15 protein-coding genes are annotated in these 18,833 nt (G+C 40.4%); 11 read left to right on the forward strand and 4 right to left on the reverse strand.

The genetic code is table 11. From position 1 onward, the window contains the following. Window positions 1–516 precede the first annotated feature (516 nt). The 4 genes from P1P86_15150 to P1P86_15165 form a co-directional block, all read right to left on the reverse strand. Window positions 517–1,074: a LemA family protein gene (locus tag P1P86_15150; protein ID MDF1576522.1), complete on the reverse strand. Its 558-nt coding sequence runs from the start codon at window positions 1,072–1,074 to the stop codon at window positions 517–519. Between the two features lie 146 nt (window positions 1,075–1,220). After that, window positions 1,221–1,850 (reverse strand): response regulator transcription factor, encoded by a 630-nt coding sequence (locus P1P86_15155; GenBank protein ID MDF1576523.1) that lies wholly within the window; start codon window positions 1,848–1,850, stop codon window positions 1,221–1,223. A gap of 61 nt (window positions 1,851–1,911) precedes the next feature. Beyond that, window positions 1,912–5,001 (reverse strand): two-component regulator propeller domain-containing protein, encoded by a 3,090-nt coding sequence (locus tag P1P86_15160; GenBank protein MDF1576524.1) that lies wholly within the window; start codon window positions 4,999–5,001, stop codon window positions 1,912–1,914. 90 nt (window positions 5,002–5,091) lie between these two features. Continuing rightward, complete coding sequence (locus P1P86_15165) at window positions 5,092–5,520, reverse strand: hypothetical protein (GenBank protein ID MDF1576525.1); 429 nt, start codon at window positions 5,518–5,520, stop codon at window positions 5,092–5,094. 138 nt (window positions 5,521–5,658) lie between these two features. Between P1P86_15165 and P1P86_15170 the strand changes: the two genes are divergently transcribed. The 11 genes from P1P86_15170 to P1P86_15220 all read left to right on the forward strand — a co-directional run bounded on the left by P1P86_15170 (window position 5,659) and on the right by P1P86_15220 (window position 18,832). Beyond that, window positions 5,659–6,579: a DUF1080 domain-containing protein gene (locus P1P86_15170; protein MDF1576526.1), complete on the forward strand. Its 921-nt coding sequence runs from the start codon at window positions 5,659–5,661 to the stop codon at window positions 6,577–6,579. 178 nt (window positions 6,580–6,757) lie between these two features. After that, window positions 6,758–7,846, forward strand: coding sequence for an MraY family glycosyltransferase (locus P1P86_15175; GenBank protein MDF1576527.1), 1,089 nt, complete (start codon window positions 6,758–6,760; stop codon window positions 7,844–7,846). A gap of 34 nt (window positions 7,847–7,880) precedes the next feature. Next, entirely contained in the window at window positions 7,881–8,852 is a 972-nt protein-coding gene (locus P1P86_15180) for a hypothetical protein (GenBank protein ID MDF1576528.1), read from the forward strand. 162 nt (window positions 8,853–9,014) lie between these two features. Next, complete coding sequence (locus P1P86_15185; GenBank protein MDF1576529.1) at window positions 9,015–10,238, forward strand: oligosaccharide flippase family protein; 1,224 nt, start codon at window positions 9,015–9,017, stop codon at window positions 10,236–10,238. Then, complete coding sequence (locus tag P1P86_15190; protein MDF1576530.1) at window positions 10,235–11,104, forward strand: polysaccharide pyruvyl transferase family protein; 870 nt, start codon at window positions 10,235–10,237, stop codon at window positions 11,102–11,104. The genes P1P86_15185 and P1P86_15190 overlap by 4 nt, the downstream gene beginning before the upstream one ends. Before the next feature lie 26 nt (window positions 11,105–11,130). Further along, complete coding sequence (locus tag P1P86_15195) at window positions 11,131–12,303, forward strand: glycosyltransferase (protein MDF1576531.1); 1,173 nt, start codon at window positions 11,131–11,133, stop codon at window positions 12,301–12,303. Between the two features lie 249 nt (window positions 12,304–12,552). Further along, window positions 12,553–13,653, forward strand: coding sequence for an EpsG family protein (locus tag P1P86_15200; protein MDF1576532.1), 1,101 nt, complete (start codon window positions 12,553–12,555; stop codon window positions 13,651–13,653). A gap of 35 nt (window positions 13,654–13,688) precedes the next feature. Continuing rightward, complete coding sequence (locus P1P86_15205) at window positions 13,689–14,804, forward strand: glycosyltransferase (GenBank protein MDF1576533.1); 1,116 nt, start codon at window positions 13,689–13,691, stop codon at window positions 14,802–14,804. Then, entirely contained in the window at window positions 14,801–15,403 is a 603-nt protein-coding gene (locus P1P86_15210) for a DapH/DapD/GlmU-related protein (GenBank protein MDF1576534.1), read from the forward strand. Before P1P86_15205 ends, P1P86_15210 begins: the two co-directional genes overlap by 4 nt. Window positions 15,404–15,499: 96 nt before the next feature. After that, on the forward strand, window positions 15,500–16,336 hold the full coding sequence (locus P1P86_15215; GenBank protein ID MDF1576535.1) for a glycosyltransferase family 2 protein: 837 nt from the start codon (window positions 15,500–15,502) through the stop codon (window positions 16,334–16,336). Beyond that, the gene (locus P1P86_15220; protein MDF1576536.1) at window positions 16,337–18,832 is read left to right on the forward strand and encodes an O-antigen ligase family protein; all 2,496 of its coding nucleotides are present in this window, start codon (window positions 16,337–16,339) and stop codon (window positions 18,830–18,832) included. Window position 18,833 lies beyond the last annotated feature (1 nt).

Consider the following 18,833-nt stretch of genomic DNA (forward strand, 5'->3'; position numbering starts at 1 on the left):
AGATTCCCCTGTAAGCGTTTCAGCAGATCCTCTGCCTTGCCAAGATATGCTAGAACAATCGGCCTTGGTTTGCCATTGACTCTTCTGGACTCAACAATATACCAGTATTTGTATCCTTTTGTTGTCTTGCTTTGAATAGTAGCCATAATTGGTATATACTTGTGATATATACATGCAATTATACGCTATATCTTAATCTATTACAACACAAGATATCAACATTAGTTCGTGTATACATATAACTTACCAAAAAATACCAATACATCTGACTGATATTCAGCCCGTTCAACTCTTGAAGAAATTGTTTAAATTGAAATTCGTGATAAACTCACGCTAGCAATATCTGAAAATAGGATGTTGCGCTTCCCCTGAACCTCCCGATGAAGATGATCAGTATGACCGCAACAAGCCCGATCATTAGCACGCGACGGTCAACCTGCTTCCTTTCTTTATCGAGAATTTTCAAGTCAGTAAGCAGTCTTGCGTCGTAAAATTCTTTGAAGCTTGCATAGGTACTCATGATTCAAATAAATTTTTGGCATTCATATTTTTTCGTTCCACCTCGGGGATTTCGAAAAGTGTCCGTCTCTTATAGCCCATAATACCAGCCATTACATTCGATGGGAAGGTTTCCACTTTGTTATTAAGGCTGGTAACGGCGGCATTGAAAGCCCTTCGCGAAGCGGAAATTTGTTCTTCTGCCTCGTTCCATGCCGCCTGAAGTTGCAGGAAATTCTGGCTGGCTTTCAAATCAGGATAGTTTTCAACAGCAACCATGATTCCGGAAATTCCTCCGGTAATTTTATTTTCTAAGGCAATCCGTTCATCGTCGCTGATTTCGCCCGATACGGCCTGAGCGCGGAGGGCTGTAAGTTCGGTAAGCAGGCTTTTTTCGTGTTTCATATAGTTTTTTACAGTCTCCACAAGGTTCGGTATTAAGTCGTACCTCTTTTTCAGCATCACATCTACCGAGGCAAATGCATTTTCAACATCGTTTTTCCTGCGCACAAGCGAGTTGTAGAGGCCAATTATTAACAGAAACAGGATTACAAGTACTCCAATTGCATAAATCATTGTTGTTGATTTTTTAGTGATTACTCAGCTCCCATGGCAGTAAATAAGAAAATGGATTTCTTCAAAATAAGGCTTTCAAATTTCCATCAAGGTATAGGAACAGAATGGTTTGAAGAATCCCATGTTTGTGGGATTTGGCAGAGGATTTAGATCTCACCGCTGAGTGATTTGCGGATCACATCCGCTTTGCAATGCACGTGCAGTTTCTTATAGATATTTTTAATATGGCTTCTCACCGTCTCTATGGAAATGGAGGCGCTTCCGGCAATCATCTTATAACTTAAGCCATCCACCAGTCCCTGCACAATCTCCTTTTCCTTGCCGGTAAGCGGGGAGGAAACCTGTTTCTTACGGCCCGAGTGAAAATGTTCCATGACTTTGCGGGCAATGGGAGGAGACATCATGGATCCTCCCGCATGGATAATCTCTATGGCCTGCTTCATATCGGGAAAGGCCGTATTCTTTAACAGATAACCGGACGCTCCGGCACAAAGCGATTCAAAGATCCTGTGGGAATCGATATAGACGGTGAACATAATAATATTTACTGCCGGGTACTTTTCGTTGATCAGCTTCATTCCGCTGATTCCCGACATGCCAGGCAGCCCGATGTCCATCAGGATTACATCGGGCAGGTTCTCTTTATGGAGCACAGCCAGAAAACTTTCAACAGATGATTTCGCCAGGGTGCAGATCATATTCTCCTGGCTGTCCAGATACTCCCTGACCCCTTCCCGGATCACCTCATCATCCTCAACAATAGCCACACTGATCATGAGTGCAGTTTAAAAAAGTTCTCTTTGACTGCCAATCCCATATGTATGTTATATTTTTTTTTTAAAACCCTTTCATTCTGAGCTCAATCAGACAACCCCCTGAGCCTGAAATTTCAAGTGAAGCCCCTATTCTGCCGGCCCTCATTTTCATATTCCTGAGTCCGTTCCCTGCCCTGGCAGTTCCGGGATCGAAACCGGCACCATTGTCTGAAACAACCATGTGGAAGAGGGAATCGCTGTTTTCAATCCGGATGTCCACCCTGTCGGCCCCGGAATGCCTGGCAATGTTGTGAATGGCTTCCTTGAAAATATAGTAAAGATTCTGCCTGATCTCCACCCTCAATGCCCTCCTGCTGTCCATCCCTTTCTGCATGAACGAAACACTGATATCTCTTTCAGAAAGCATGCTGTGGGTCAGATCCTGCATACGACCCAGAAAATCAGCCAGGGTATCGTTGCGGGCATCAATGGACCAGACAATATCGCTCATGGTAGAGATGGTATCACGGCTCAACTGATTGATTTTTTCGGTGGACTTCCGGATCCTCTCCGGATCCTTCCGGGCCAGGATCTGTTGCGAATGGACACTGATCCTTGTCAAAGCCGAGCCAATGTCGTCATGCAAATCACTGGCAATCTGAGTCCTTAAGCGTTCGATCTCCCTGACCCGCCTGATGCGGTAGAGGTGGATGGCCACAAAGACCATGAATACAGCCAGTAAAAGCAAAACCCTGAACCACCACCTCTGCCAGATGGGTGGGGTTATGATCACCTGAATTTGAGCAAGTTGTTTACTCCAGAGCCCGTCACTGTTGGTCCCCCTCACCCTGAACAGGTAGTCGCCCGGGTCAATCTTGGTATAACTGGCAAAATTACGCTCCCCCGAGAGGATCCATTCCTGATCAATTCCATCCATCTTATACATAAAACTGTTCTTCTCCGGATCGGCAAAGTCCATGGAGGCAAATTCAAAGGAGAAAAAATTCTGCTTGTAGGATAGGGCAATCTGCTTGATGGCATTCAAATCAATGGCCTCAAAGAGCCGCTCATTGAAAACAGAAAAAGAGGTCAGGGCCACAGTAGGTTCAAAGCTGCTTTCATATACACTATCCGGGTGAAATACCAGCAATCCCCCAATCCCCCCAAAGGCCAGCATCCCGCTCCGGAGCTTCAGGAAAGCCCCTGCATTATACTCACTTCCCGGAAGACCGTTTCTATGGGTATAATGCATAAATGAACCATCCCGCGGATCGTATCTGGAGATCCCTGCATTGGAACTGATCCACTGCTTCCCCTTACTGTCAGTCAGCATCCCATAAACGGAACGGCTGGGCAGTACTGTATTGACCCCGGAGGAGGTAAATCCGGCTTCGGGATACCCGGGGTTAAAAGAGGCCAGACCGTTGGCAGTACCCACCCAGAGAATTCTGGCTGTATCCAGCTTCTGTTCAAATATGGAGTGTACAATATTCCCGGGAATAGTATGCGGATCAGAAACATCGCTCATATATCGGATGAATGTTCCTTTTTCAGGATCAAAATGGTTCAACCCGGCTCCCCAGGTACCCAACCAGATATCACCCTGGCTATCCAGAAAAATTCTCAAAAGGTAATTCCCTGAAAGTGAGGAGGGATTCCCTGACTCATTTCTAAACCGCCTGTAGCGATCCGATTCCGGATCATAACAAATAAGACCTTCATCAGAGCTGGCGATCCACAGGTTCCCCGTCTTATCCACCACGATCCCACTGATATAATCCAGACCTGTGGTCTCCGGCACTTCCTTTCTCTCCCTGAAATGCCGCCAGTTTCCTGTCAGTGGATCCAGCCGGTTTAAGCCAGCCCCGTTCGTGGAGATCCATATATAGCCCTCCGGGTCCTCCTTAATATCAGTAACTATGTTACTGCTGATACTGTTATGATTATCTCTAAGATGTCTGTACCAGCTTAGCTCTCCTGTCTCCATATGAAGCCGGACCAAGCCATTCCCGAAGGTACCTGCCCAGAAAAAACCCTGACTATCTTCAAGAATGGTATTTACATTCAGTCCCTCCACCTGCTCCTTCAGAAGAGCCATGGTTCCTGTCGGCTCAAACCTGAGCAGATCCGGATTGAAGAGATTCAGGCCACCGGCACCAACCCACAGCACACCTCCCCGGTCCGTAAATACCGAATAGACATTGTCTGAGGCCAGGGAGCCGGGATCGGACGGATCATTGCTGAAACGCGTAAAGGTCCGGTCCTGCAAATTGAGGCGGTTCAATCCCTTGCTTACGGTGCCGATCCAGAGGGAGCCATCCTTTAGTTTCTCTATGGAAGTAATTTCGTTACTGCTCAGAGAGGCCCTATTGTCCGGATCATACTGAAAACGCCTGAAACAATTCTCCGTACGGTTAAAGAGATTCAATCCTCCGCCCAGGGTCCCGATCCACATATTTCCCTCCCGGTCCTCACAAAATGAGGTTATACGCATGCTACTGACAGAAGTGGAATCCTCCGGATCATATATAAAACTTTCAAAATTCATGCTGCTGTCCTCATCCACCCTGCACCTCCAGAGTCCGTTCCAGGTTCCGATCCAGACCGTTCCCTCCCGGTCTATATACAGTTTCCTCACAAAGTCGCCCGGATAGTTAAGAACGGGATCCTCTGTGTTCCTGTACCTGGTAAAAACGCCCGTGGCCGGGTCCAGCACATTGAGTCCGCCCCCCCATATTCCAATCCAGATCTGTCCTCTGCGATCCCTGGCCAGGGAAGCCGGCCGGGTTCCGCTAATGGAATTATTGTCAGAGGAATCGGGCAGAAATCGCTGAAAGGAACGCTGGGAACGATCATATTTGGTCAGACCGTTCCAGGTGGCGATCCAGAGATTCTGTGATTCATCCTCTGTGATATCCCAGATCCAGTTGTGCGAGAGGGTACCGGAATCTTCAGGAACGCTTCTGTAGGTGGTGAATTCAAGCCCGTCATAGCAGTTGAGCCCGTCCTGGGTGCCAAACCACATAAATCCATAGTGGTCCTGGTAAATGCAGTTTATGGTATTTTGCGATAAGCCATCTTCCACAGCCAGGTGTCGGAAGCTCACCTCCTGTGCCTTCAGGCGAGAGAGGCAGGCAAAGAGTGAAAAAACCAGAATAGTTCTGAAGACCATGAAAGATAGATAGAATAAACGACTCAATTTAGCGATTCATGATCACTTAAGCGGCCTGTTTCCTGTGAAATATCTTCCGTATTCCGATCGCTATCTGTAACTTTCCGGCCCCAGGGTAAGTTCCGTAATCTGAACCCCGTTGCGGTCCTTGTATCTGAAAACCATGGTAAGGCTGCTGTCGCGATGCATTTTCAGATCCCGGTTTGTCCGGATATTAACAATGATCTCCGGCAGCATATAGGCATGAAAAGCGGCACTGCTGATACTTGTGTAATCACGGTCCGGCAGCGTGTAGTAAAAACTCAAATGGCCCTCCCGGGAGAGGAAGACGCTATCCAGCCGTGTATCAGGATCGACCATCTCCGGGCATCTTTCATTGATATAGGCGGTAGCCGAGGCAATATTCCTGTTTTTTTCGGGGATCCACTCCTCCACTGTTGCTTTCCCCTTACAAGCAGTCAGAAGGGTAATACAAAGGGAGAGACCCAATAGCGTGTATGCGGTTCCTTTGGTTTTCATAAGAGCTGCCAAAATAGAAAATTTAATCCATACCATCGCCAGCTATCACCCATAATCTCCATTTTAGATTCCGGCTCCCAAAATGATCCATAAATAATTACTTAGCTTTGGAGCCTGAATCCATACATAAACCGAATTATGAAAAAAATGACCTTCAAAGCTGCTCTTGCACTAGTTATGTGCTCAGTTCTGCTGCTTTCCTGTACGAACCGTGCTCCAAAGGAGGAAGCCGGCACCGGAACTGCTGCAGGCGACTGGACCATTCTGTTTAACGGGGAGAATCTGGATGGCTGGTACACCTATCAAAGGCAACCCGAACCCACCTCCGAAGTGCCCGGTATGGCTCGGGATGAGGCGGGCAACTACCCGGACCCCATTGGACTGAATGAGGATCCATTAAAGGTTTTCACCGTGGTTACCGAAGAGGAGGCTCCTGCCATCCGGATTTCGGGAGAAACCTTTGGAATCCTGGTGACAGAAAAAGAGTTTGAAAACTATCACCTGAGCCTGCAATTCAAATGGGGAACGGAGAAATACCCGCCCCGCAAGAAGGAGAAACGGGACAGTGGAATCCTCTATCACTCCATTGGCGAGGAAGGTGCCTGGGGAGGGGTCTGGATGCGATCCCTGGAATGCCAGGTACAGGAGGGCGATTGCGGCGATTACATCAGTGTGGATACGGTTCTGGCCGATATCCAGGCCATCCGGGATGAGGAGCATAATCTCTATCTGCATGCCCCGGGCGCAGAAACGCTTACCTTTTCAGTGGAAAAATCTTACTGCCATAAAAGCGGGGATTACGAAAACCCTTCGGGCCAGTGGAACACCATAGAGATTTATACCGCCGGGGACAAGTCCGTTCATGTGGTAAACGGCCAGGTGAACATGCGTATCTCCAACAGCCGCCATGTTTCTAAAGGAGAAGAGCTGCCCCTGACCCGGGGGAAAATCCAGTTGCAGTCAGAAGGCGCCGAGGTTTTCTATCGCGCGATCCAGATCAAACCCATCGAAACCATCCCTTCAGAACTGTGGCTCGCAGAATCGGAATCCCCTATCTGAGGCTCCCCGGAAAAAACGGTGGCCGGCAAATTATTAACAGTGACCTTTGGGATAATAAACTCAAATTCATTACGTTCAAATATCGAATAGTTGAAAATAAGCGCATTAAGGGTTAATATAAAAGATACTTTAAAGTTTATTTCCTACTTTTAATCTGCCAAAGAAAGAGAACACCAAAATGATATTTAATACAGATTTCTATGAGGTTTTTCTGCCACCATATGTCCTGATCGGAATTGCAATTCTGTTCTCCTTCCTGGTCACTTTTGTTGCGATCCCGTCCATTGTCAGGGTATCTGTCTCCAGGAAATTAATGGCCCTTCCCAACGGGCGCACCTCTCATATCAATCCGACCCCGAACCTGGGCGGCGTTGCCATTTTTGCAGGTGTGATTGTTTCATCGGTAATATTTACCGGAATTACCACCGCCCATGAATTAAAGTACATCATTGCCGCCATGCTAATTGTCTTCTTTGTCGGGCTCAAGGATGATCTTCACCCCATGGTGGCCTACAAGAAATTTATTGGACAATCCGTTGCCGTACTGTTTATCCTGGTTCCCGGCGATTTTCATCTGGCCTCACTGCATGGTCTTCTCGGAATAGAGGAACTCTCCTATTTCTTCAGCCTGGCCATCACCTATATTCTGTTTATGGCACTTATAAACAGTTTCAATCTGATTGACGGGATCGACGGGCTTGCATCAGGCATCGGCATTATAAACTCCATTTTCTTCGGAATCGTGTTCCTCCTGGGGAACCACCTGGCTTATGCGGTCATGAGTTTTATCCTGGCATCTTCCCTGATTGCTTTCTTCTATTATAATGTGTTCAGCAAGAAAAATAAAATCTTCCTTGGAGATACCGGGGCTATGCTCACTGGCCTGATTCTTGCCATATTCGCAGTCAGGTTTCTGAACTTTGAAAGCGACAGCCTTTTCCTGAGTCAAAGTCAATCGGCTCCGGCGGTGTTATTATGTGTTCTGATTGTGCCCATCTTCGATACGGCCCGGGTTTTTATTTTACGAATTTTCAGAAGAAAATCACCCTTCGAAGCCGACCGGACTCATATACACCACCGCCTGCTGGAGCTAAGCAGAACTCACCTGAAAGCGACCTCAATAATTTTATCAGTCAATTTGCTTTTTATCGCCATAGGTCTCATATTCAGAAATATTAATACCCTGCTGTTAATAGTGATCACCCTTGCACTGGCATCTGCATTATCATACATCCCCGTTTATCTGAGGCGAAATACCAAAGATTAAGTACTTTTGAACTGAATTTTTAAATCAATTTAAAATGCCCGCGAATTCAAAACCTAATACTCAAAACCAGGATGAGATTGATCTTCTGACCCTGTTCACAAAATTGGGTGAGTTTATTAAAAATTCGATCCTCTGGCTGGTTTCATTGATTGGATCGGTCCTGGTCTTTCTTCTCCGGAAGTGGTATTATTTCACCGTTGCCATCCTGCTTACCATCCTTTCGGCGTACATCCTTAATAAGGCTGTAGAGCCTGTATATTCTTCTGATCTGATCATGCGGTCCAACGCCACCACCAATCAGCCCATCATGTCCAGTCTGAATAAGCTTGGGTCGTATGCCAGTGAAAGAAATATTGCCGCACTTTCCGGTGAACTCGGGCTGAGCGAGGAGGATGCAAGCAAAATTAAAGGGCTGGAAACATTTTGGCTATATGATATCGGCAATGATGGGATCTACGATGGAATAGATATAAACGGAAGCTATCTCTCCGATACCAGCGTAGTTAAGTTAGAGAATGAATTTGTGATTCGCACCAGCGTTCTGGATCCGGGTGTACTGGAAACCCTGGAGAACAGCCTGGTGAATTATCTGGAAACAAAACCATATTTAATTACTCTCAATAAACAAAGGCTGGCAGAACTGGAGGCACAACTTAAGCAGACAAGTTATGAAATAGAAAAACTCGACAGCCTGCAAAAAAGGGAGTATTATACGAACCCGGACCATCTGAGACAACAGGAGGGTCAGGTGGTTTTTACTTCTGAGAAAACAGTCAGGACCTTTCATGATGATATGTTCAGGCTTCTGGAATTAAAACAGGAATGCGAGCGGGACTTAAACATCTACAGTGAAGTAGCGACAGTCATAGAAGGCTTTTCAATCCCAAAGAATCCTGAGAACGGATCCGTCAATTATTTGAAGATGTTGATATGGTACTTCCTGGGATTTGCATTATTACTTTCAGTCATAATTACATTCAGAAAGAAGATCTGGCCTAAATTATAAACCCATTTAATTGGAAAGCCTTTGTCGTAAACTTGCCCAAAGCCCTTTCTCTCTTAAGACAAAATGCCGATTGAGAATTCAGTTGGATAATCTTATTTCTATTAATTGAAAAGCAGAATACAAATACAGATTTCCAAGTTGCACAGCTTAATTAAGCAGAACATGACCTTGGTTCAGAACTTTTCTTATTTATCTGCTTTACAGATATTTAACATGATGGTTCCTCTTATCACCTTGCCATATTTACTTAAAGTATTGGGTAGGGAGACATATGGTTTAGTAATTTTTGCACAGGCAATTGTCTCATATTTTCAGATACTTATAGATTTTGGATTCAATTTATCCTCTACAAGAAACATTTCAATTCATAGAAATGATAAGGATAAAATCTCCGAGATTGTCTCCAGTACATTATTATTAAAAGGATTGCTATTTATATGCTCGGTATTGATTCTGACCATGGGCATCTCTCTTTTTCCAAAAATAAATGAAAATAGAACCCTGTTCCTCCTTATGATGCACCTGGGTTTGTATGAATGGATTTTTCCAATTTGGTATTTTCAGGGGCTTGAAAAAATGAAATACATAACACTCATTAATCTAGTGAGTAGAGTTATATTCTTATCACTTGTTTTCATTCTTATAAAACATGAGAATGATTACCTGAAGGTTCCGATTATTAACGGTCTTGGTGCTCTGATTGCTGGTATAGTTGCATTGTTTATCGTTTTTAAGAGGGATAGAGTAAAGTTTGTATTTCCTAAAAGAACAGTAGTGAAGCATTATTTTTTTGATAGCCTTCCGCTTTTTTTTGCAAACATAGCAGGTAAGATTAAAATACTTACTAATAAAGCTGTTTTAGGTTCATTTGTAGGGATGGAAAGTGTCGCATTATATGATATTGCTGATAAGATCAAGGCCGTATTCTTAGCATTCTTACAGATTATTGGCCAGGTATTGTTTCCTAATGTATCACAAACCAGGAATAGGAATCTAACCCGGAGAGGAGTACGGTTCATACTATTTGTTGGTCTTGGTTTCTATCTGTTTTCAGGTGTACTATTGGCCATTGTTATACCAGTGTATTTTTCTGAATACATGGAGATTATAAAATTGTTTTGGATACTTGGTTTATTAATTATCATTCAACCAGTCAGTTATTTAATAGGGACTGGCGTATTGCTGGTGAATGATTTGAAGCATCAATATACACGTAATTTATACATCTCAATGGCAGTCTATTTAGTCTTGATCGGAATCTGTTTTATACTGGGTATAATAAGTATCTATACTACCGCTTATTGTCTGGTATTATCAGCAATTACAGGGTTGACTGGTAATGTTATTGTTTGCAACAGGAATAGAATACTTAACTGGGTAATATGATATATGAAATTGAGAAATGGTATGTTAAACACACACTTGAGAAATCATTTCTTAAAAGTGACGGAATAATAAATATACATCGATTGAACACTACTAATAGTGGTGACTTGAAATGCGCCCCATATCTATATTTCCCGGAACTCAACAAGTTCGCGAAACTAGACATCCTTGGTTATCTAGGTCGAGACTTAAGAAAGACAAGAAGATGGACCAAATCTGTGTTAAATAGAGATATTGTTTTGGGTGGAGGAGGTTTGCTTGATAGAGACTCCTTTTTTCATAGCATAGATATGATGAAATTGTTATTATCGAAAGGCAGGAAAATTGTGCCATGGGGTGTGGGACACAATCACCCATCATTAAAAGTGAGCAAGCGCTTCTTTAAGCAAATAAATGATTTTAAGTTAATTGGATTAAGGGATTATGGTATAGTTGGTGTCGAATGGGTACCCTGTGTCAGTTGTATGAATGATGTATTTGATAAAGGTTTTGAGCAAAAGCTTGAAGTAGGAATTATCAGGCACGAAACATTCGATCTTGAGAAAGCAGACAGTATGGAGGTCCCTATACTTTCAAACAATGCCCCTTTTGATGAGATTATTAGCTTCATAGGGGGATTAGAAACACTGATTACGAATAGTTATCATGCCATGTATTGGGCTATGCTAATGAGAAGGAAAGTAATCGTTGTACCAAATTCCTCCAAAATGAGCAGCTTCAAATATCAGCCGCCATTATGCAATGATATTAAAGACTATAAATCCTATTTGAAAAAATCCTTTGTGGTTGAGGGCTTACTGGAAGAGTGCAGAGAATTGAATCAGAATTTCTCAGTTAAGGTTTTTGAATATTTGAATATAGTCTAAGTGTTTCACAACTAATTGGTATTTCTATGAATATCCTGGTGAATCTTAATTCATCACTGAAGAATAAGAAAGACCCTTTTCATGGTGGTAATGAATACTCAAATAGAGTATGTACTGAGATAATTGAATCCAATTCTTCATGGAAGCATGATTTGTTCTTTTACTGCAATACTGAAGAGTTGCTTGAACCCGGTTTACGAAAAAAGATTAATGAGGATGACTATTGCAAACTTCTTACCCAGAGAGAATACAATCAATTGGAAGATGCAATTAAAAACCTCAGGATTGAGAGGTTATTTGATCCATTGGGGGGGATAGAAATAGGACAATACTCATTGGAAAATATAGAGGTGGTCTATACCATTCATGGGTTAAGGCCAATTGAAATGCCAACTGATATTAATGAATATTATCTGGAGAGTAGAATAAAGTACATTATAAAAAGTCTATTCTCACCAGCCTATAAAAAGAAGGTAAAACGGAATTTCAAGGCATCGATAGAACTGAAAGCAAAGTCAAAAAAGCTTATAGTCGTCTCCAACCACACGAAATATACGATTATTTCAGAGTTCAATATAGATCCCGGTGATGTATGCGTGTTATACAGTCCTGAAAAAGCTTTTCCAATTATATCTGAAGCTGAAGAGGAGATATTTTTTAATAGAATTGAAGATATCGATAAAGAAAAGTATTATTTAATCGTGAGTTCCAAACGTTGGATAAAGAATACTTTTCGAGCTATAAAAGCTTTTGATGAACTTATTAGTCACGGGCAAATCAAGCATAAAATAGTATTAACCGGTGCAAACGATAAGGTAAAGCGATTAATTAAAAAGAAGAATATGTTTTGTATTCTTGATTATGTCGAAGCCGGAGATTTGGAAATCCTGTATAAAAATGCCTTTGCTCTGGTATATCCTTCGCTAAATGAAGGCTTTGGTTATCCCCCACTTGAAGCTATGAAATATGGCACTCCCGTGATTTCTGCATCAATTACTTCAATTCCTGAAGTTGTTGGCGATGCTTCTCTGAGCTTCAATCCATTATCAGTACTTGAATTAAAAGCCAGATTGCTTCACATGCAAAATGACAAAGAATTGTATGACAGATTAGTTGTACAAGGTCAAAAAAGATACCAGATAATTAACAGGAAGCAGAAAGAGGATTTGAGGAAAATTGTAGAGATCATATTATCCTAAATGAGGTTAACCCTGCTAAATAGTAGAAAATACTACTTGCTGTTCTTGGCGGGAGCTTTTACTATATTAAATATCTTCTTGATTTTAGTTCTCAATTTTCACTCGCTGTTTTCGTACGCTTACACGATTTTGGCTTTTACTATCCTTCAGTATCTAATAGTTGAGAAAGAATTCTTTATAAGAAACTATTTGGTTCTGCAATTATATGTTCTCCTGGCACTTCTCTTATACCAGGCTCAACTTATAATCATGCCGGACTGGAAGGGTTTTTCGGGTATGTATAAAGTTGGCACTGACGATAGTAGCTTCTACGCTGGAGTTGCAGATGATATCTCCAGTATCCCAACTATTGCAAGAGGGTATATTGGTATGGATTATAAATATGTTAATTTTTTAAAACTATTATATCCATTTAAGATAAATCATCCTTTAACCATAATAGTACCGAATCTTATTGGAATTGGTTTCATCCCATATCTCACATACAAAACTAGTTACTCATTAACCGGTGATCATAAAACTAGTAAAATAGCTTTTATTTTGGTTATGATCTGTCCGGTAATTCTATCCAACGGACTGATATTAATGAGAGATGGGTGGACCGCTTTTCTAATTATTGCAGGTATCTACTATTTGCTTGAAAAGAGAATACTTCAGTATATCATAGCACTTCTTTTGCTTTCTTATCTCAGGTTGGGATCAGGAATACTTCTCGCAATTGCACCTCTTTTTTATCTGAAGCAATTTTTTTTCTCCGGGTCCCTTTTACAGCAAGTTTTAAAAATTTTAGCTGCTGTAGTTGTAGTTACTGCTTTTTTTAGTTTTGGATTACCACTATTATTAGAATTTATGGAGTCTAAAGGAGTCTCTGGTTTTGCGCGACAAGAATTTGTAGAAACTTTTATCAAAAGAACTGATAGTGATTCTGTAATATATGCCATATATACAAAGCCAGCTTATTTGCAAGTCCCACTGGGATTTCTTTTCTTTTTGTTTGCTCCGTTTCTAACCTTTCAATTCTATACCGAAGGAGTATTTAACATTCGAAACATTATGTTCACCACAATAATGCCAATTTTATCTTTGGTGTATTTCAGGTATTTCTTTTCGGGTGTTTTGTATTCTCTTAAAAAGAAAGAACCATCTTTAAAAAGGTTCATTTTTGTTCTGTTCTTTATGATTCTCATAATCAGTCAACTCTCAATACAGCCCAGACATAAGACATCTATCATGCCCTTATTTTATATACTCGTGGCATTTGGGGTGAATTATAACGATAAGTTGTCAAGACAATTGAGTTTGTCTTTCGCCATTCTACTTGGACTTATCCAGGTTTACACGCTAATTTAGAATCATTTGATAATAATTATCACACAGCACATATAATGAGATTACTAATTAATACTGCAAATCTAAGAGTTGGAGGAGCCTGGCAAAGGTCGATTTCATTTATTGAAGAACTTAAGAAATTTCCGGAGAATGAATATTTCATTTACTATACAGACGAGTTAAAAAAGCATATAAATATCTCACTTTTCCCGGAGAATTTCAATTTCTATCATTTTGAAAGAAGTCCTGCAAGATTGCTTTCGAGACGTGGTATAGTGAAGAAATTTAACAGATTAGAAAAGAAGATTATACCTGATCTTGTGTTTTCTTTTGTAGGTCCGGCATATTGGAGACCCAGATCCATACATCTGGTAGGCTTTGGAATTCCTCATATTGTTTACTCCGAATACAGGCATGTAAAAGAACTGGGTTTAAAAGACAAGTTAGCGATTTGGTATAAAAAACAGTGGACAAAGAAAGAGGCTGATTATTATGTTGTCCAGACCGGGGATGTAAAAAACAGGCTTGCCGAAAAAGCAAATGTCCCGAATGAAAAAATCTTCATTGTCTCCAATGGTTATGGAAGTCAGTATGACAATTTTAATTTGTCTATTGCAAAAAAGGAGCAGCTAAGAAAACTGTTATTGATAAGCACTTATAGAAAAAACAAGAATATTGACATCATAAATGATTTGATTATTGAACTGAAAAAGAGGAAATTCCAATGTGAGTTTCATATAACAATTGATGATGAGGTGTATGAACAAGTATTTTCCGGCAATGAATCCTGGGTAAAAAATCATGGTCACGTGCCTTCAGCAAAGGGGCCGGAACTCTATAGTCAGTGTGATGCCATGTTTCTGCCTACTTTGCTGGAATGCTTTTCTGCCTCCTATCCAGAGGCAATGCGAATGGAGATCCCAATCTTAACTTCAGATTATTCCTTTGCAACATCCATATGTGGTGATGCTGCATTATATTTTGACCCCTATGATGTGAAGGATATGGCTGAAAAGATTATTCAATTATACAGTGATGATAAGTTATATAAATCTCTAATTGTTAATGGATTAAAAAGATTAGAGGCTTTTGACAACCCGGAAGTGCGCACAAGAAAGTATCTTGAGATTTGTAGGAAGCTGATATCGAATAATAATACAAAACCAGCATGAGATCATACATTCAACTCTATACAGTATCGGGTTTTGCGAGGTTGGTTTATAATACCATACGAACGCGTTTGTTTTACCCCAGAGCGAAAATTGTCCGTTTCCCAATTGATTTCCGAGGTCTGCAATATATAGAATATGGAAAGGGTTTTACAACAGGAAGGTCCTGCCGGATTGAGGCATATCCACAGAATAAAGGAAGTATTACGGTAAAGATCGGAGAGAACTTTCAGATGAACGATTATGTGCATATCACAGGGATTTCAAGAGTTGAAATTGGGAATAATGTTCTGATTGCAAGCAAGGTATATATTTCTGATATGTCTCACGGGAGCTACCAGGGTAATGAACATGACAGTCATCCTGACTCGATACCCAAAGAAAGGCCTCTATTCAGTAAGCCTATATTCATTGAAGACAATGTTTGGATTGGAGAAATGGTTACCGTCCTGCCAGGTGTTACGATTGGAAAAGGAAGTATAATCGGGGCTAATTCTGTTGTTTCAAAAAATATTCCGGAATTCTGTATTGCTGCAGGTAATCCTGCACACGTGATTAAACGATTCAACCGGGAACAAAATAAATGGGAGCGAACACTGTGAGGTTGAAGGAGAATATTAGTTTTTTGAAATCACATAGTTGTGTATCTTAGCTAACTATATATATTTGGTATCCATTCAGGATAAAAGAGAGAATTAATGGGAAACGATTTGATATCTGCTTCTCTAGTAGCCTATCATAATCCAAAGAATGAGATTAAATCTGTAGCAGATGCATTCCTAGCATCTGGGTTGAATTGTGTTCTTTTTATTGTAGATAACTCAAGCAATAGAGAACTTGAAGTTATTTGCACTGACGAAAGAATTAATTACATCCATAATGACTCAAATCTAGGATTTGGAAAAGCGCACAACATTGCAATAAGAAAGGCAATAGGTATGAATATTGCGTATCATTTCGTGCTTAATCCGGATGTGAATTTCCAGCCAGAAATCATAGTATCTCTTATTGATAAAATCAAATCCGATCCCGGGATAGGTGCAATTATGCCCAAAGTGCTAAACCTTGATCAAAGCGTACAGTACCTGCCTAAATTACTCCCGTCGCCATGGCTTTTGTTGATTAGAGTATTCCGTCCCCTCCGCTGGTTAATGAAAGGGGTTTACAATAATCATGTTTTAAAGAACAAAGAGGATATTGAATTGAATGTTCCGTCTTTATCAGGTTGTTTTAGTCTCTATAATCTCTCAGTTCTAAGGGAAGTAGGTCTATTTAATGAAAAGTATTTTATGTACTTCGAAGACACTGAACTATCCCGAAGGATCCATAGAAACTACAAGACATTGTATTTTCCTTCTGTTACCATATTACACGGACACGGGCGAGGAGCAGCAAAGGACTTCAGGCTCTTCAAAATATTTCTGAAATCTACCGTTACCTATTTCAATATGTATGGTTGGGTGGTCGATAAGGAAAGAAAGCAGATTAACCGAAAGGTTCTTCGTCAACTCCGTTCTGCCACACATCAAATATAAGTGAGAGTAGAAAGAAAAAGACTGATATCCAATCTTTGGATTTTAACGATTCTCCTGTATCTGTTCAGAACAGTTGCAGAGCCGGTGAAATACCCGTTTCTGATATCTAGTGCAGCACTAGCCATTGTCTATTCTTACTTCTTCTTTTCAAATTCCAGAAAAGGACTATTAAAGAAGCATTTAAGTGCTACAAAGGAGTTTCATATCCTGGGAATACTCATTGTTACTGGAATCTTTCTATCCTCATCAACAGAATTACTATCAATTAAAAGTCTGATAAATTTTCTTGGTATTTCATTTTTTTTTCTGATCTATTTTGAATTTGGAGAGCAAATAGAATTGAAAAAGCTTTTCAAAGGATGGATTTTCTTAGCTTCAACCATTGGCATTCTGGGAATCGCAAAATGGTTAGGTTATTTTTTTGAAATGAATATTGGATGGTTCACATCATTTTATAAATCTGGTTCATCTCTGGTTACAGATTATAATTTCTATGCATCCTATTTTATTTTATCCCTGATCATTTATTTATATGGAATACACACAGGAATCTTCCGAAAAATATTAGTTGTTAATCAAGCTGTTCTATTTCTGTTTATTTTGAATGTAGCACTGACAGGTTCTCGTCGGGGAATTATTGTTCTGTTTTTACTATTAGTATTGGGGGTAATACTTCTGATTACAAAACGTAGGGAAAAGAACAATATTCTTAATAACAACCTTTCTGCTCTGTACACAGTCATTTTACTCCTAATAGTGGTTTTGACCTCACTTATTCCTTTTAGATCAGTGATTATTCACAGAAAACCTGTTAAGGCGAAAATTACAAAAATAGTATATCGCTATTGTACAGTTTTCAAACCGGGTATTACATATAATGAACTCTATGATAGATTCTGGCCAAAAGCTGAGGAGTATCGTAATGACCCCACTGAATGGGATGAGTATGCCACCTTCAACAATTTAATCGATGACTCTATCATTAATGAATACAAGGATCTAAAAAGTGAATACTGGCTTGATCTCGAAAAGGAACCATACGATAACCTTTTATATAATGGTGATTTTAGATATGGACATAAGTTTTGGACGATAAAAGCTCCAGATTCGATAACACATGAAATTATTAACTCTGAATATGGCCATGCAATTAGAGTAAGCAGGTTTAATGGTGAAGGACACTGGCCATTAAAATATAATGGTAGAGACATCCTTTATTATAAGGGTATAACTTACACCTTTAAGTTCAAATTTCGTGTTGTAAAAGGGAAAGGAATACCTTTCAAGATAGGGTGGTGGATTAATGAAGGTGACGGTCATAAATATGATCTACCTCATCAAATAAAACCTCTTGATAATGAATGGTTTGAGTATACAGCTTCATATACTTTTAAAGAGAATCAGCAAAATCTTGTAACCTTTATGAATTCTCAGCAAGAGAATACGATCGTTGATTTTACCGATATCCAGTTAACCTGTAATGATACAGAGGATCGCCCGAAATATGCTGATCCAACAATGGGTTTGGATGGAGTTAATTTATTCTATAACAGCAATTTCGAAAATGGTTTACTATTCTGGAGTAGTAATACCCGTGATACAATTGAGCATCAGATTGTTGATTCACCCTTTGGAAAGGCAATCCGCGTTTCCAGAAAAGAAGGTAGAGGTTATTGGCCTTTAACATACGAGGGAAGAGAGATCTTTTATCACGAAGGTATTACATACTCCTTTCGATTTAAATTTTTCGTTCACAAAGGAGAAAGAGTTCCTTTTAGAATTGGCTGGTGGGTAAATCGCGAAAACAAAAAAATCTCAAACCTTCCTAAAAAAATCTATCCCTTGAAAAATGGATGGTTTGAGTGCATAGCATCATACAAGATGCCCAACAATCATTATGGTGAAATTTCGACATTCATGAACAGCCAGCATGCAAACACAATCATTGATTTTGCTGATATTGAATTGTTTTGTGATGACACCTTAAACCGACCAATGTATGGTGATGAGATGACTGAATTAATAGATTCATTGGAATACATCAGAACAATTATTGAAACGTCTACAGATGATGAGGTTTTGCTTTCAAATAGATTAGACCGCTGGAAATACGCAATGCAAATCTGGACGAAGGACTACAATTGGAGCAACAAACTTTTTGGTGGTGGATTTGACTATCTGAGAAAATTCGGCAAGAAATTCTACCCTGCAGAAGATCGGATTGATTATCCCCACAATCCCATTATATCTTCTTTCTTGTATTCAGGAATCATTGGAGGACTTTTCTATATATATTTCCTGGTGCTCTCCTTTTACTATTACTGGAAATACAGGAAATATCATCTCTTGTTCTTCATTTTATACCTTATAATATTCGCTTTTGTATTTATAAGCAGTGACAGTCATTTTAACGTGCCCATTTTTGCCATGCTCTCACTGGTTCCCTTTATTACCAGACATCTGGTTCGCGAAAAAGAACATAAGAATCCCGCCTAAT

The organism is Bacteroidales bacterium, assembly GCA_029210725.1.
Classification (GTDB): domain Bacteria; phylum Bacteroidota; class Bacteroidia; order Bacteroidales.